This window comes from uncultured Pseudoramibacter sp., assembly GCF_903789625.1.
Lineage (GTDB): Bacteria > Bacillota > Clostridia > Eubacteriales > Eubacteriaceae > Pseudoramibacter > Pseudoramibacter fermentans.
On sequence record NZ_CAIFFF010000010.1, the window covers coordinates 1 to 16055 of the forward strand.

Genomic DNA, 16055 nt, shown 5'->3' on the forward strand with positions numbered 1-16055 from the left:
TAAAAAAACAAAGCCTAGAGCGTTTCCCTCTAGACTTTGTCGACAGTCTGAAGCACGCTTCTAAATAAAGAAGCGCGCTTTGTTTTCACCGCACCAGTTTCACGCCTTTAATCCAGCGTGAATAAAAAGGTATCGCCCCAATGCCTGCGCTGAACAAACCGCGCCGTTCGGTTGGTGTTGTCGTACACGACAGACCACTGGGTGTTGCTGGTGATGTCCTCGGGGTTGGGTGCCTGGGACGACGCCCGCAAAGCTGCCCACGCCGCCTCTACCGTGGCGGCGCCCTCGTCGAGGATTGCCGCGATGGCCAGCGCGCGCTCTTTGCCGTGACCGAACGCACCGTTGATCTGATTGGGTTTCACCTGGTCGGCGTACAGGGCGTAGAAATTCGTGATCTCCCGCGCCGGCGTGACCGTCATCCTTCGTGTGGGATCCAACAGATCGTACTCCACCACGACGCTGTCACCCGATTCGTCGTTGATAAAGAAATGGTAATCGCGCCCCGCCATCGCGTGCATGTCGTAGCGGCCCAGCAGTTCGACAGCCTCCCGGGTCGTGGCCGCGCGGTCCAGCACCAACCGAATGGTCAGAGCGGTGTTGATCGCCTCCGCTTTTGCGTGTTGGTCGACCGGCTCGCTGTCCAGAGTCAGCACCGCGATGCTCACCCCCATGGCGTTGACGCCGTCAAGACAAGCGAAAGGCGCGAGCAGTGACGCAGCCCGCTGCTCGATGCTCATGTCGGCCTCGTTCGCGCCGAGGTTATTCAAGCAGGCGAAGGCGATGGACGCGTAGCCGTCTTTGGGATTCGCGCGGACCAATAAGGCCGAGGTGTCCTCTTTGAAATCGTAATTCCGTCCTGTGAGCACTGCCGTGTCTGTCTTGGCACAGAAAGCGCTGCAGCCGAAGGACGGCGGCGCAGCTTTAACGGATATCCCGGGAAGGGCCTGCGCCACGGCGGCGTCCGTGAATGTCTGGTCGTCTCTGGCGGCTTCGCCGATCAGAGCGTCCAAATCGTAGTCGTAATTGACCGTCATTTCGTACAAATTGTACTCGCCCTCGTAGGCGGTGAGCCTTTTAATCGAGGCTGCCGTTGATACGCGTGGGTTACTTTTTTTCATATTCTCTCCAATCTGCACTGATGAGATGTGCGCGAAAATTTTTGATTGACGATTTGGGCCTGGTTATTCTAACTCTTCATCTAGCCAAATAAGTATTTATTTATATCATGCGGGGCGATGCTGCCTTTGTCAAGGATTTCATTAAAACTTAAAATAAAAAAGACCGGGAGCGCGCATTTTTTGCGCTTCTCGGTCTCCTTGTCTGCGGTTAATAACGATAATCGTAAATCCGCGTGGCTTTCTTTTCGCTGCGGGGCAGATCGCCGATGGCCACCGCCTTTGGAATGATGCCGACGTTGATCACGGACTTGAAGGTGTCTCTCAGCTGCTTTTCAAAGGCCTTGTACCCTTCCTTCGGCAGCGACGTTTCGACAAAGACCGTGATGTTGTCCCGGCCGTTGACGTGATCGATGAACACCTGGTATTCGCTGCTGGCGCCGTCCACCTGCTTGAGGACGTCGTCGATCTGTCCCGGGAACATGTTGACGCCGTGGACCTTGACCATGTCGTCTGTGCGCCCGAGGATGACGTCGATGCGCGGCAGGTCGCGCCCGCAGGGGCAGGGTTCGTCGTCGGGGATGATCCGAGTCAAGTCGTGGGTGCGGTAGCGGATCAGCGGCGCCCCTTCCTTCTGGAGAGTCGTGATGACCAGCTCGCCGAGCTCGCCGTCCGGCAGTACCTCGCCGGTCTTCGGATCGATGATTTCAAAGTAGAGATAGTCATCGAAATAATGCATCCCGGTGTTGTACTTGCAGTTGATCGCGATCCCCGGGCCGTAGACTTCCGTCAGCCCGTAGATATCGAAGAGCTCGACGCCGAGCTCGTCCGCGATCCGGGCGCGCATCTTTTCGCCCCAGCGTTCCGAGCCGATAACGCCCTTCTTCAGCGCGATGCGGTCGCGGATCCCGCGCTTTGTGATTTCTTCAGCCAACAGCAGCGCGTAGGAGGACGTCGCGCAGAGCACCGTCGACTGCATGTCTTCCATGAATTTCAGCTGCTTGGCCGTATTGCCCGGCCCCATCGGCACGGTCATCGCGCCGAGCTTTTCCGCGCCGAGCTGAAAGCCGATGCCGGCGGTCCACAGGCCGTAGCCCGGCGTGATCTGAATCCGATCCTTCGGGGTGATGCCGGCGATTTCGTAGCAGCGTGCGAACAGCGTCGCCCAGTCGTCCACATCTTTTTGGGTGTACGGGATGATCACCGGCGTCCCCGTCGTGCCGGACGAGGAGTGGATGCGCACGATTTGTTCTTCTGGGACAGCGGCGAGCCCCAGCGGATAGGCGTTTCGCAGGTCCGCCTTTTCGGAAAAGGGCAGCTTTTCAAAATCAGCCTGAGACTTGATATCTTCCGGTTCGATGTCCTGGAGGCGCTTGGCGTAAAAGCCTCCGGCCGCCTTGACCCGTTTCATCTGAAATTTGATCTGTTCAAGGGTTTCTGATTTCATTTTCATGGATCTTATCTCCTCACCATTTCAGCGCCGAGGGCCAGCGCCTTTTTATTCATTTCGACAAAAGCCGGCTTGACCCTGCGGATCATCGCCTGTTCCACTGCCTCGAGGGACAGCCCCATCGCGCCGGTTTCAGCCAATGCGCCGGCCAGCGCGACGTTGAGGACTTTTTCTGAGCCGCACGCCTGCGCCACACGGTCGCCGTCGACGATGAAGCAGTGCGCCGCGTTGTCCTGAAGCCATTTCAGCACCGCTTCGCCGTTGTAAGCGCTCTTCCCGAGAGACGCCGTCACCGGGTAGATGGGCCGGCGGTTGACGATGACGATGCCGTCCGGCTTCAGCACCTTGAGATTTCGCGCCGCCTCTCCGGGTTCAAAACCGATGAGCACGTCGGCCTGACCGTCTGGGATCAAAGGCGACGTCACCGTCTCATCCGGCGTTTCGCCGATTCTCACGTGGGAAACCACGGCGCCGCCCCGCTGGGCCATGCCGATGGTTTCCGCCGTTCGGGCCTGGTGTCCACTGTCCATCGCCGCCTGCGCGATAATTCGGGAAGCCAATACCGTGCCCTGTCCGCCGACACCGCAAAGTAATGCGCTTTTCATCGTTTCACCTCCATGCAATGCTTCGGACAGACCTGATTGCAGAGGCCGCAGCCGGTGCACAGCGCCGGATCGATCACCGCTTTCAAGCCTTTTTCCGTCTCCGTCATCGTAATCGCCGGGCAGCCCAGCTCGTTGATGCAGCGCTTGCAGCCGATGCAGGCGTCCTGATCCACTTCCGCGATGCCCTGCTTCGGCACGATCGCGATACACGGCGATTTAAAGATGATCGCCCGAACGCCCTTTTCGTCTGCCGCCGCCTGAATCGCAGGAATGGCTTCGTCGAGATTGAGGGGATCCACCGTCCGCACGCTGGTGACCCCTGCGCCGCGCAGCACGCTTTCGATAGACACCGGTTCAACCCGTTCGCCCATCATCGTCACGCCAGTGCCCGGGTGCGGCTGATGGCCGGTCATGGCCGTCGTCGAATTGTCGAGAATCGCGAGGACGATGTCTGCCTGGTTGTAGACGCCGTTGATCGCGCCGGTAATGCCCGAGGCGAAGAAGGTCGAGTCGCCGACGAACGCGAAATTAACGGTGGACGGGTCCACATGATTCATCCCCTGAGCCATCGTGACACCGGCTCCCATGCACAGGCAGGTGTCTACCATGTCCAGCGGCATCGCGTTGCCCAGGGTGTAGCAGCCGATATCGCCGAGGGCGATGATTTTCCGGCCGCGCATCGCTTTTTTTACTGCGTAAAATGCGCCGCGGTGCGGACAGCCCGCGCAGAGCACCGGCGGGCGCACCGGCAGTGCCGGCGCTTCCGGCAAGTCCGCAGGATGGAGATCCAGCGTCACGCCGGTCTGTTTTGCGATGATGCCTGCGACGGCGAGCGCCGACAGCTCACCCGCTTCGGGCACTGCCCCCGAGCGCTTGCCGATGACGTCGACGCCCATCGCCAACAAGTGATCTTCGATGTACGGGTCCAATTCTTCAAAAACCAGCACCGAATCGACCTGATCCGCAAATTGCCGGGCCGCCTGAATCGGGAACGGGTACGGGGTGTTCACGGTAAAGACCGTAAATTGATCCTCGTGGCCTTTAATCGCATCGGCGGTGTAGGCGGCGGAAATCCCGCCGCAGGCGATGCCGATTTTCCCAGAGCCGGCGATCGTGTTCTTCCCATTTTCGGAGAAGGTCTTCGCCAATGCCGTTTCTCTCGCGAAAATTTTCTTCTTATTCTGATAGGACAAGCCCGGGAAAATGACCCATTTTTTGTCCTTGATAAAGCCTTCAGCCGGCTTCGGCGGCACAAAGGCCGGCACGTCGACGATCGCACAGGCGTGGCACACCCGTGTGGTCGATCTCAAAATCACCGGCATCCCTTTGGCTTCGGACAGTTCAAAGGCGTACTGTACCTGCTCAAAGGCCTGTTCCGGAGACGTACAGTCGAGGACCGGAATCTTCGCGAACTGGCCCCAGCTCCGGGTATCCTGCTCCGTTTGAGACGAGATCGGCCCCGGATCGTCTGCGACGTAAATGACCATGCCCCCTTTGACGCCGACGTAGTTGACGCACATGATCGGGTCCGACGCGACGTTGAGCCCCATTTGTTTCATCGTCACCATCGACCGGGCCCCGGCGTAGGCCGCGCCAGCCGCGACCTCGGCACCGGCCTTTTCGTTGATCGACCATTCGACGTAAACCCCGTCGGGCTTGCGCTTCGCGATGGTCTCAAGGGCTTCGGTGGACGGCGTGCCCGGGTAGCCGGCAACCACCTGAACTCCGGCCGCCAGCGCGCCGCAGGCGACCGCTTCGTTTCCCATTAATAATTCCTTCATCTTACTCCTTCTCCGTTGATCCTTTGATCTAATAAAAAAGCCTCCGGGCAGGCTTATCTGCCTTCCCAGAGACTGAATCATCTGCTCGTTTCAATTTAACACAGCGTTAAAAATGTGTCAAGGCTCAAAGGTATTTCGACGCCTCCGACACGCTGAGATGGGCCATTTGACGCTGGTGCCCGTCGAGGAAATCCCGCACCCAGTCCGGGTCGGTTTTCGAATACTCTCTTAGGCTCCAGCCGATGGCTTTGTTGATAAAAAATTCGTCAGAGCCCAAATTCATCTCGATCAGCTCCGCCAACAGCTCAGGATTGGTTTGTTCTTTCATGCCCCGCTGGTGGTCGATCGCCGCCCGACGCATCCAAAAATTGGCATCCTGCGCCCAATTTCTCATCACTTTTTCGATAACCGGCCGATAGGCGGGATCGTTCAGGCCGATGCGCCCGACGATTTTGTCAAATCCGTCGATGGTGTCCCACCACTGCTTGTGCCTGAGATAGGGCTCGATGTGCCGAACGTCATCCGGCGTTAAACGCCGCTGCACGCCGGCGAGGGCGTCGACAACGAAATACTGCATCTCCCGGTGGCTGTCATCGAAGCAGAGATTTAAAAAGTCGTAGTCGATCGCCGTCGCCTGCTTAAAGGCCTTGATTGCTTCCTTATAGGCCTGACGCCGGACGGCGGCTGGAATGCCGTAAAAGGCGAACTGGTTACGCATGTAGGCCGCCATCGGCACGGCGCGCGCACTGTCCGCCACGGCCGCAAGAGCCTGCTTCACCGCTGTGTATTTCTGATTCGCTTGTTTCATCCTGGACCTGCGTTTCTAAAGCCCTCCGGCTTTTTGCATATTATACCATAATTTCTTATATTTAACCGAAGGACAGCTTAAACGCTTTGACTTTCAGAAATATAAATGTAAAAAATAAAACCTCAGCCCGCACCATATTGCGAGACTGAGGTTAAAAGCTATACGGCTTTTATCCCAAGCGTCTGCCATCGATGCCGATGGTGACGATCTGCCACGGGATAAATTTGCCGGAAGCCTGGAGGGCGTTTTTCGCTGCCATGGCCAGGCCGCCACAGCACGGCACTTCCATGCGCACGACCGTCACATCCTGAATGTCATTTTCAGCGATGATGGCGGTGAGCTTTTCGGCGTAATTGACCGCGTCCAATTTCGGGCAGCCGATCAGCGCGACCCGTCCCTTGATGAAGTCTTCGTGCATCCGAGCGTAGGCGTAAGCCGTGCAGTCCGCCGCGATGAGCAGTCTGGCGCCGTCAAAATACGGGGCCTGCGTCGGCGCAAGTTTAATCTGTACCGGCCAATTCGTCAGCTGGCTCTTAGCCGCAGGTGCTGCCGCCGGAGCCGGGTCGGCGTCTCTTCGAATCTGTCTGACCTGTGAGCCTGGGCATCCGGCAAAGGGTGCCGCCTGCTGAGCCTTAGCCGCCTTGGCGCGGGCGACCGCCGCTTCGTCGTAAGCGGGCGCTTCCCGTTCTTCAAAGGTGATGGCCCCTGTCGGGCATTCAGGCAGGCAGTCACCGAAGCCATCACAGAAATCTTCCCGGGTCAATTTGGCGACGCCGTCAATGATTTCAATGGCACCTTCGTGGCAGGCCGAGGCGCACAGCCCGCAGCCGTTGCATTTTTCTTCGTCGATATGGATAATTTTGCGTATCATAAACATGTCCTCCGTCACATTTTTTCATTCTAATCTTCAATGGTGCCTCTATTGTGACAGAAGAACGGCCGAACGTCTGTTGTTATAACCACATTTTGCGTTTTTTATTCCGCCGACTCGGTGACAATCTTCCGAGACGGCCGTAGAATGAAGACGATCACCGCGATGGCCAGGGAGGTGACGCCGAGGGACACCGGGTAAATCAGCATGATCGTCCGAAAGGTCGGCGACCGCCTGAAGATTTCCGCGATCCAGAACATCCGGAAGACGCAGATCCCGACGATGGACACCAGCGCCGGCATGAATGACAAGCCGAACCCCCGCAGATAGCCAGACCCCACCTCCAGCCACGCGGTGTAGAGGTAGGAGACGTAAACGTAATCCGTCAGGACAACACCGTAGCGAATGACCGCTGGGTTGGTCGAAAACAGACTGAGGATCGGCCGCAGCCCCGCGAGAATGGCTATGGCCATGCCGCCGGATAACAAGTAACCCTCGGCAAGGCAGAGCCAAAAGGTCCGGCGGCAGCGTTCGGGCTGCTTCGCGCCGTAGTTTTGGCTGGTGAACGTCGTGCAGGCCTGATTGAAGGCGTTGAGCATGTAATACGCGGCAATTTCGACGCTGAAGGCCGCCGAAGCCGCGGCCATGATCGTCGGACCGAGGCTGTTGATCGCCGCCTGGATGATGATATTGGCAATGCAGAACATCGCGTCCTGCAGCCCAGACGGCACCCCGATGTGGAGCATCTTTTTTAGGCTAATGCGGTCGACGTGCAGCTCAGACCGGCGCAGACGAATACCGGCGTCCTCGCGGGTCAAACGCATCGTCAGGAAAATTGAGGCCACCGCGTTGGCAATCACGGTCGCCACTGCGACACCGCCGACCCCGCGGCCCAATCCCGCGACAAAAATCAAATTCAGCACGACGTTTAACACGCCGGAGAGCGCCAGCGCGACCAGTGGGGTCTGCGCGTCGCCCTGACTTCTGAAAATCGCCGCTTCAAAATTGTAGAGCAGGATAACCGGCATACCGACCAGATAAAGCCGCAGGTACACCGCGGCGTCGGCCATGACGCTCGCGGGTACACCCGTCCAGCGCAGCACCGGCTCCACGAACAGCTCCCCGACCACGAGAACAGCGGCGCCGGCCAGTACGGCGAAAATCACCGAGGTGTGGGCCGTGCGCACCGCTTCTCGATGATCCCGGCGGCCGATGGCGTGGGCGATCACCACGTTGGCCCCGAGGGAAATGCCGATGAAGAAATTGACGAGGAGACTGACGATCGGCGAGTTGGCGCCGACCGCGGCCATCGCCTCTTTCCCGGTGAAACGCCCAACCACGGCCACATCCGCCGCGTTGAACAGCTGCTGGAGAATGCCGGTCAGAGCCAGCGGCAGCGCGTAGATCAAAATCTTTTTCCACAGACCGCCGTGGAGCATATCGATGTCGTGTGCTGCCGTCATGACTGCCGAATTAAATCGAAAAACATCTGGCGCTGTTCAGACTCAGATTCGAAAATGCCTCTGGCCGCCAGGGTGACGGTCTGGGTGCCGGGCTTCTGGACGCCGCGCATCGTCATGCACATGTGCTCCGCCTCGATTTTGACGATGACGCCCTTCGGGGTCAAGCAGCGCGCCACCGCGTCGGCGATCTGCCCGGTCAGCCGTTCCTGAATCTGCGGCCGTCTGGCGTAAACCTCAACGGTCCGCGCGAGCTTGCTTAAACCCACTACCTTGCCGTCAGGCAGATAGCCGATATGCACCTTTCCGTAAAAGGGCACGAGGTGATGCTCACAGGTCGAGAAAAACGGGATGTCTTTGACGACGACGATCCCGCTTCCGCCGCCCTCGGCGTCAAACTGTCTGGCCAGATGAGCGTCCGGCGTCTGGCCCAATCCGCCGTAGATTTCCTCACACATCCGCGCGATCCGATCCGGCGTCTCCAAAAGCCCGGGGCGGTCTGGATTCTCGCCGATCCCCTCTAACAACAGGCGTACCGCCTGCTTGATTTTATCCTGATCCATGCTCTATTTTTCCTTTCTCACTTACGCTCGATGCCAATCGCTGGCTCCACCAAAACGCCATTGCCTCACTTATGATATAATAAGGGCTGATTCATTCTTGATAAAATTCCGCATTTTATCAAATTTATCAAAGGAGAAAATGATGGCAAACAAACCCAAGACCCGAAATTTGATCTTCACAGCGCTGCTCGCGGCATTCATGGCCATTCTCGGCCCGCTTTCGATCCCGCTGCCCGGCGGCGTGCCCCTTTCGCTGCTCACCTTTGCGCTGTTCCTCTCGGCCTATCTGCTGGGCTGGCGTCTCGGGACGCTGGCCGTCGTCGTCTACCTGCTCCTCGGCTTCTTCGGCGTGCCGGTGTTTTCCGGCTTCACCGCCGGCGCCGGCAAGCTTCTCGGCCCCACCGGCGGCTACCTGATCGGCTACATTCCTGCCGCGCTCATCGCCGGCAAGCTCTGCGCCACCCGACGGAAATTCGTACCGGCGCTGATTTCGATGCTCATCGGCTCCGCCGCCTGTCTCGCCCTCGGCACAATCTGGTTCATGTTCGTGACCCACACCGCACTGATCCCGGCCCTCGTCGTCTGCGTCGTCCCCTTTATCCCTGGGGACATCGCGAAAATGGCCGCAGCGGCCGCCGTCGGCAAAATCTTAGACGACCGGCTCACACGGAGCGGGCTGTCCATTCAAAAATTCGAGGCTGGCGAAAATCCGAAGCGCCATTCCTAACGGTTGTCCACCGCTTCGGGATTCATGTCGTGGTGGGAAAGGCGCTGCCACGCGGCGTCTTCCCATTTCGTCCCGGGCCTGCCGTAGTTGCAGTACGGATCGATCGAAATCCCGCCTCGGGGCATGAACCGTCCCCAAACCTCAATGTATTTCGGATCCATCAACGCGATCAAATCTTCCATGATCGTGTTCATGCAGTCCTCGTGAAAGGCGCCGTGTTCCCGGAACGAGAACAGGTAGAGCTTCAAGCTCTTGCTTTCCACCATTTTCTTGTCCGGCACGTAAGCGATCACGACGTTGCCGAAATCGGGCTGACCGGTGATCGGGCACAGGCTCGTAAATTCCGGACAGTTGAATTTGACAAAATAGTCGTGGTCCGGATGTTTGTTTTCAAAGGTTTCGAGCATCTCCGGCGCGTAATCCGTCGGGTAGACGGTGCCGGCACTGCCGAGCTTCGTCAGATGCTCTTTTTTCTTATCCCGCTGATCGTTCATTTGCTTCTCTTCCTCTCACGCTTTTTCGTACTGCGCCATCGCCGGATCGGCGACGCCGTTCGCCGCAAAGGCCGCGACCCGGTCCAGGCACGTCCCGCATTTGCCGCAGGGGCGGTCGCCTCCTTCGTAGCACGACCAGGTCAATTCGTAGGGCACGCCGAGCTCGAGACCGAGCTTCACCACCGCCGCCTTATCGATATCGACAAAGGGCGCGGCGATTTCCAGCTGGTGGCCCGACCCTTCGTAGACCGCGCGGTTCATCGCGTCGGCAAAGGCCGGCGAGCAGTCCGGGTAGGCAAAACCTGCCGAATCGTCGGCGTGGGCACCGTAAAGAATGACGTCGCAGTCCTTGGAAAGGGCGACGCTCGCCGCAGACGACAGAAACAGACCGTTGCGGAAGGGCACGTAGGTCGAAACCGGCTTTTCGCCGCCGGTGGCCTCAATCTGTTCGGCGTAGCTTTCTTCGGGGATCGCCTGATCCGAACCCTTGAGCAGCGCGCAGTCGCTGTACTGAAAAATCGGCGTCAGATCCAGAAACAGCTGCTCGACGCCGTAATGTGCCGCGACGGCCTTGGCCGCTTCGATTTCCTTGTCATGCTTCTGACCGTACTGAATCGACAGCGCGATGACGTTTTCCGCGCCGAGGCGGTCTACCGCCAGCCCCAATGCCGTCGTCGAGTCGACGCCGCCGCTGGTCAAAACCATCGCCTTCTTGTATTGATCGAGTGATTGCTTCATCTTTATCCTCTATTCAAATCTAAATATCCTTATACGCCCCGGGTCATCGGATCCCAAATGATCTTGTGCAGCTGAAGCTGCAGCCGCACGCCGTTGAGCTTCCGCTTTTCCATAAAGGTCACAATGTCCACCGGCTGGATCATTCCAAAGACAGGACTTAAAAACACGTGACAGGTATGGTCGAGATCGTAGGCCGCGATGATGCGCGCGGCATCTTCCAAATCGGCCCGGCTGCCGCAGACGAATTTCACGCTGTCGTGGGGGCCCAGGTATTGATAATTCTCCGGCCGCATCGCGCTGACGCAGGCCGGGCCGCTGGCCGAAAGCTTGCAGTCCAGCGTAAAGACCGGCCGATGGGCCGGGTCGGCGCAGAAGGGCGCGATATCGATGGAACCGTTAGTTTCCACTTCGACGCGGCAGCCGTCGTCGATGAGGCGGGCGATCAGCCCATCGATGTTGTGCTGGAGCAGCGGCTCGCCGCCGGTGAGCGTCACGTTGTGCGTGCCGGTGGTCTTCACCCAGTCCGCGAGCTCGGCCGCCGTCTCGTCCTTCGCGGCGCAGTCCGCGCGGTTGGCCCACTTCGTGTCGCAGTAATCGCAGTTAAGATTACAGCCCTTGAAGCGGATAAAGGCGGCCAATTCCCCGGCGTGGGGGCCTTCGCCGTCGATACTGACAAATTTTTCAGCTACCTGCATGTCAGTGCCCTCCCTGATCTTTATCCTCAGGCTCGTAAGACGCCATGTTGTTCGGCGTCTCGTAAACCTCGACGCGGCGGACGTCATAGCCCTTTGCCGTCATTTCATCGCAGAACAGCTTTGCGAGGTTTTCCGCCGTCGGCCGAACGGGAATGGCCCGGCTGGAAAAGCCTTCCTCGGATAAAGCCTGCATCGCCGTCTCCGAGAGGCTTCCGGCTTCGTAGATCAAGCGATGGTCAAAGCCGTCGCAGGCAGCCTTGAGATCCGCCTTCAAATCGCCGAAGTCGACGAGCATGCCGCGGTGCTGTTCGTCCGTCTGCAGGGTTTCCCCTTGAATTTCCACCGTCACCGTCCAATGGTGGCCGTGAAGATTGGCGCATTTGCCGGCGTAGCCTTTTAAAAAATGGGCCGCGTCGAAATGCCCTTTCGTTTTGAGTGTGTACATCGGATTGCCTTCTTTCCCGATTGCTTTTATTTCGTATTTTCCAATAAAAAAGCCCTGCTGGGCAGGGCACAATGTAATCATTTATTGAAGCCCTGGTTTTGTTTATCGACAGGATGGTGCAATCGAACTGTCGTCAGCATTATAGACCAACGCGGCCGCAAAATCAAGCTTTACGGCCGCGCCTTTCAATTCGTCTAATATTAATAGTTACCTTGCTGCGTCGTGCCCGAGTTGATTCTGGTCGTGACCAGCGTCGGATCGTAATGGTCGAGATAATCGCCAATTTCCGAAAAAGATTTCGGATAGGTGCGGTTCATCTGCGCCGCGATCGTCTTCTGATAAAGCTTTTGAGACGCGCTGGACACGAAAATCTTCACGTGCATGCGGCTCGGTTTATCGCCTTTTACGAGAATCGAGTAGGCCATCCGCCCGGCACGGTACCCTTGATTGTAGGGATCAGTGTAAAGCGTCGCCAGCACGTTCTTCCCGACGGCGGCATCGCCGGCCACGGTCGAAACGCCGGCTTCCGCCGCGAGGGGCGCGATAACCGCCGCCTGTTTAGAGAGGCCGCAGTACATCGGAAAGTACAATGCGCTGCATTCCGACACCGCCGTTTCGCCGAGGCTCGCCGCTTCCGTATCACTGCTGGTCCGGGACAGATCGTAGGTTTTCGAAGCGACGCCGGCTTCGTCGAGCATCGCCTTCATTTTGTTGCACTGGTAGACGCTGTCCGGTTCGCTGGGATCACGGACCAGCCCGACGGTTTTCAAATCAGGAGTCACCTCGATGAGCAGCGACAGTGTGTCCGGCAAGCTCGGTTCGCCCGATACGCCGGTGACGTTGCGGCCGGTTCGGTAGTCCCAGTTGTCGCTGACGGTCATACCGAGGGCCCGCTGGAAATTGACCACACCGACGCTGAGAATCGGGGTCTCGCTTGTCGCGTCCTCGGCCCCCATCAGCGCTCGGGTCCCGCAAGTGAGGATCAGATCCTTGTCCTGCTTGACCATCTGCTTCGCGGCTTTTTTCGCTTCATCTCTGGTTTTGACCCGCTTTTCCGAAAATTTGATGTGGGTCGAGCCAAAAATGTCGGTCACGGCGTCCATCGACCCCTGAACCATCTGGTCGGCGTAGGTGCCGCTTTTTGATTGAATGATCCCAATCGTGTAAACCCGCGAGCCTTCTTCTTTGGAATCCTTGTACGTCGTAATATTGACACGGTCTCTGAATACATATGCCAAGACCGCAACGGCCGCCGCGATCGCGATTACCGCGATGATGATTTTCTTGCGTTTACTCATCCTGCCGCCTCCTATTCACTTTTCACCGTGGGCGCTGTGTAAGTCACGGTATTCGACGAGCGGAGCTTGTCGTCTCCTGAGCCCATCTGACTGACCTGAATCTTGTCGCCCTGGCGCACATCGTCGACGCTGATCGACAGATGCTGGCCGCTCTTGTACTTCGTCGAGACCTGCTTGCCGTTCACAAAGACCTTGCTCCACCGCGTGAAGTTTTCCCCGAAGAGGTGCACCCGGTTATCGTAGGTGTAGACACGGTCAATTTTAATGTCGTTTAAGCCCATTTCGATGTCGGTCGCCGGGTACGGGTCCTTGCCGTTGTAGGCGTAGCGCTTGCCGTAAAGCAGATCGTACTGCAGTGTCTTCAGCCCGCGCATGTAAGCGAGCGAGCCCGGTTTCGTCCCATTTTCGATCATCTTCTGCTGATAATTCATCATCGTGCCGCCGTGAACGCCGAGGCGCCCGAGCATATCCGCCACCAGGTTGTAAGACGTGCGGTCCGCGTCCTTTTTCTCCATACCGAAATTGTTCCAGGTGATGTACTTCGTCTTGAAGATGTCGCCGCTCTTCACTTCCTGATTCGTCAAATCCATGCTCGGCACGTGGTCCCCGAACATGATGACGAGGGTCGGTTCGTCCCGGCTGTCGAGCATCTTAATGTAGTTCTTGATCCACTGATCTTCTCTGTGGAGCATATTGACGTAGTATTCCCATTTGTAATTGAGGGCCTGATCCTTACCCTTGGCCTTGACCTTGACGTCCGGATTCGTGAAGACCTTGTAATCCGGATAATTGCCGTGGGTCGCGACGGTGATCGTGTAGACAAAATCCTTGCCCTTGGTCGAATCCATCGCTTCCTTGGTCGAATCGATCAGAATGTCGTCGGTCGGCCAGGTTTTGATCGGGTTGTATTCCTTCTTTGTGATGTCGAGCATTTCCTTAGACGTGAACGTATCAAAGCCCATCATCGAGAAGGCATTCTGCCGGCTGTAGAAGTTCGCGCCGTTGTTGTGAACGACATGGCTCTTGATGCCAAGCTTCTTCAGATCCGACGCGTAGCTTTCGCAGTCCTTCACGTGCTTGAGGACTGTTTTCTGCGGGTATTCCCCTGGGCCAAAAAACTGCATCGACATCCCGGTGAGCATTTCAAATTCGGTGTTGCACGTTCCGGCGCCGACGACCGGCACTTCGAGATAGCCCGTCGAATAATTCGATTCCAGCGAGTGGAAATACGGGATCGGATCCTCCGACATCGACAGGTATTTCACTTCCGTCGGATCCATGAAAGATTCCAGCAGCACCACGACGACGTTGACCTTTTTCCCATTGATCCAGACGGTCTTGCCCATGTTGGTATCTGAGGTGACCTTATCCACCGATGCCTTCGAATAATTCCACGGCTTGCTCATCCCCCGGCTGAAAATACTGGTGCCGAAGCCGTAGAGAAAGCCGTAATCCGAATACCCCTGAGCCAAATTGCCGAAATAGGCGCTGAGCTCGTGCCGGCTGCGCAGGAAAATTGTCGAGCCCGGAATCAGCGCGATACTGACCGCCACGGCGAGGAGCCTGATCGGAAACGGCCATTTGCCCTTCTGCTTGCGGCCCTTGAAAAACAGGATCACAACGTAGGCAAAAAAGAGAATCACAGCGATAACAATGACCGCCGCCAAACCGCCCGAGACGTATTGGCTGCCCTTCATCGTCAGAAGGTCCGAAATCATTGTCAAGTCGGTAAAGCCGAACGGCGACACGCGGGCGAGCAGAATGACGCCGTTCACGACGCCAAGAATCAGCAGCAGCCCGGTGATCAGCGTGCGCAGAAAGGTGCGCCGCCTGACGAGAAAAGTCAGTGAGTAGATCAGGTAAACCACCAGACAGTTGTAGAGGAACGGAATGGTATTGTGCGCCATGAACTCGAAGACGCCGGTGAAGGAGTGCCGTGCGAGCAGCTCGATAATAAAGACGACGAGCACCGCCAGCGGAATGTGAAGCCAAACCGCGTGGTCGTTGAAGAATTTGTCCGGGCCTTCCATTTTTTTCGCGGCCCTATTGACAAACCGGTCGGCCTGTTTCCAGCCGTAGCGCAGGTAGAGTCCAATCGTTCTCAATACCTTGGTGAATTTCGAGGAGCCGCGGACGTCCACGTCCCGGAGTTCCTGTTCGTCGTCCTCTTTTCCGTGCGCCTCCGATTCGAATTTGACCTCGTCTCTGGTAATTCTCGGGTTGTCGCGATCTTCCGAGGCGTCCTTTTGTTCCAGATTTTCTGGCGTTTCTGATTTCAAGTTGTCGGCTTCATCTGCCGCCCTTTGATCCTTTTTCTTACGCGATGCCATCGGCGTCTCCTTTCCCGTCGTGCTGGCCGGATGCGGCCGCTTCCGTGGCCGGTGCGATATTGCCCTCTGCCACGTTTTTGTCGATTATTGCTTCAACTAAGTTGTACAGCGAAACGGAGCCCCGCTTCGTGCCGATCTGACGCTTTTCGATTTGATCCCGGCGGACGTGATGGCGCCGCCAGTCGCCGCCGCCGTTGGAATTATTGAGCAGCACCGGCTGAAGGTTGTCCATCGCCCGGGCAAACCGCGCCTCCGGGGTGACCCCGGCGTCGAATTCCTCAAATAAGGCGCGCAGCTTCGCGCCCTGATCCTCAGGCAGCAGGCCGAAGATCCGGTCAGCCGCCCGTTCTTCGCGGTCGTTCTGCGTCTGTTTCGCCATTTCGTCGTAGGCGTAGGTATCGCCGGCGTCGATCTCGACGATGTCGTGAATCAGACACATCAACATCCCACGGGCCAAATCGAAATCATCGTCGGCGTACTCGGCGAGCAGGGCCATCATCACGGCCATGTGCCAGGCGTGCTCGGCGTCGTTTTCGGCACGTCCGCCGCCGCTCAAATGGGTCTGACGGAACACGTTTTTTTCCTTATCGATTTCCAATATAAAATCCAGCTGCTGATGCAGCCGTTTCTGATCAATCTCTTGCATCAAACTTACCTCTACATAAAAAAGAAGGC

16 protein-coding genes are annotated in these 16055 nt (G+C 57.5%); 1 reads left to right on the forward strand and 15 read right to left on the reverse strand.

From position 1 onward, the window contains the following. Positions 1–107: 107 nt before the first annotated feature. The 8 genes from QZX60_RS06535 to folE form a co-directional block, all read right to left on the reverse strand. Positions 108–1118 (reverse strand): linear amide C-N hydrolase, encoded by a 1011-nt coding sequence (locus QZX60_RS06535; protein WP_295362655.1) that lies wholly within the window; start codon positions 1116–1118, stop codon positions 108–110. Between the two features lie 208 nt (positions 1119–1326). Beyond that, positions 1327–2568: a phenylacetate--CoA ligase family protein gene (locus QZX60_RS06540; protein ID WP_295362658.1), complete on the reverse strand. Its 1242-nt coding sequence runs from the start codon at positions 2566–2568 to the stop codon at positions 1327–1329. A gap of 5 nt (positions 2569–2573) precedes the next feature. Then, positions 2574–3170, reverse strand: a complete 597-nt coding sequence (locus tag QZX60_RS06545; protein WP_295362663.1) for an indolepyruvate oxidoreductase subunit beta — start codon at positions 3168–3170, stop codon at positions 2574–2576. Further along, positions 3167–4951: an indolepyruvate ferredoxin oxidoreductase subunit alpha gene (gene iorA / locus QZX60_RS06550; RefSeq protein ID WP_295362666.1), complete on the reverse strand. Its 1785-nt coding sequence runs from the start codon at positions 4949–4951 to the stop codon at positions 3167–3169. Before iorA ends, QZX60_RS06545 begins: the two co-directional genes overlap by 4 nt. Before the next feature lie 124 nt (positions 4952–5075). Beyond that, positions 5076–5759 carry a DNA alkylation repair protein gene (locus QZX60_RS06555; protein ID WP_295362669.1) on the reverse strand — a complete coding sequence of 228 codons (684 nt, stop codon included), beginning with the start codon at positions 5757–5759 and terminating at the stop codon, positions 5076–5078. Positions 5760–5928: 169 nt separating this feature from the next. After that, a complete protein-coding gene (locus tag QZX60_RS06560) occupies positions 5929–6630 on the reverse strand; it encodes an ATP-binding protein (RefSeq protein ID WP_295362671.1) in 702 nt (233 codons plus the stop codon). A 104-nt stretch (positions 6631–6734) separates the two neighbouring features. Next, positions 6735–8093 (reverse strand): MATE family efflux transporter, encoded by a 1359-nt coding sequence (locus tag QZX60_RS06565; RefSeq protein WP_295362674.1) that lies wholly within the window; start codon positions 8091–8093, stop codon positions 6735–6737. Next, a complete protein-coding gene (gene folE / locus QZX60_RS06570) occupies positions 8090–8653 on the reverse strand; it encodes a GTP cyclohydrolase I FolE (protein ID WP_295362677.1) in 564 nt (187 codons plus the stop codon). The genes QZX60_RS06565 and folE overlap by 4 nt, the downstream gene beginning before the upstream one ends. Before the next feature lie 142 nt (positions 8654–8795). Here folE and QZX60_RS06575 point away from each other — a divergent pair, with 142 nt between their 5' ends. Further along, positions 8796–9380: a biotin transporter BioY gene (locus QZX60_RS06575; protein WP_295362680.1), complete on the forward strand. Its 585-nt coding sequence runs from the start codon at positions 8796–8798 to the stop codon at positions 9378–9380. Here QZX60_RS06575 and queF read toward each other — a convergent pair. The 7 genes from queF to QZX60_RS06610 form a co-directional block, all read right to left on the reverse strand. After that, entirely contained in the window at positions 9377–9874 is a 498-nt protein-coding gene (queF, locus tag QZX60_RS06580; protein WP_295362683.1) for a preQ(1) synthase, read from the reverse strand. The two genes, QZX60_RS06575 and queF, sit on opposite strands and share 4 nt — an antisense overlap. Positions 9875–9889: 15 nt before the next feature. Next, the gene (gene queC, locus QZX60_RS06585) at positions 9890–10612 is read right to left on the reverse strand and encodes a 7-cyano-7-deazaguanine synthase QueC (protein WP_295362686.1); all 723 of its coding nucleotides are present in this window, start codon (positions 10610–10612) and stop codon (positions 9890–9892) included. A gap of 29 nt (positions 10613–10641) precedes the next feature. Beyond that, positions 10642–11307 carry a putative 7-carboxy-7-deazaguanine synthase QueE gene (gene queE, locus QZX60_RS06590; protein WP_295362688.1) on the reverse strand — a complete coding sequence of 222 codons (666 nt, stop codon included), beginning with the start codon at positions 11305–11307 and terminating at the stop codon, positions 10642–10644. A 1-nt stretch (position 11308) separates the two neighbouring features. Then, a complete protein-coding gene (queD, locus tag QZX60_RS06595) occupies positions 11309–11752 on the reverse strand; it encodes a 6-carboxytetrahydropterin synthase QueD (RefSeq protein ID WP_295362691.1) in 444 nt (147 codons plus the stop codon). Between the two features lie 200 nt (positions 11753–11952). Continuing rightward, entirely contained in the window at positions 11953–13050 is a 1098-nt protein-coding gene (locus tag QZX60_RS06600) for an ABC transporter substrate-binding protein (protein WP_295362694.1), read from the reverse strand. 11 nt (positions 13051–13061) lie between these two features. Next, positions 13062–15380, reverse strand: a complete 2319-nt coding sequence (locus QZX60_RS06605) for a sulfatase-like hydrolase/transferase (RefSeq protein ID WP_295362697.1) — start codon at positions 15378–15380, stop codon at positions 13062–13064. Further along, the gene (locus tag QZX60_RS06610; RefSeq protein WP_295362701.1) at positions 15367–16026 is read right to left on the reverse strand and encodes an HD domain-containing protein; all 660 of its coding nucleotides are present in this window, start codon (positions 16024–16026) and stop codon (positions 15367–15369) included. Before QZX60_RS06610 ends, QZX60_RS06605 begins: the two co-directional genes overlap by 14 nt. Between the last annotated feature and the right edge of the window lie 29 nt (positions 16027–16055).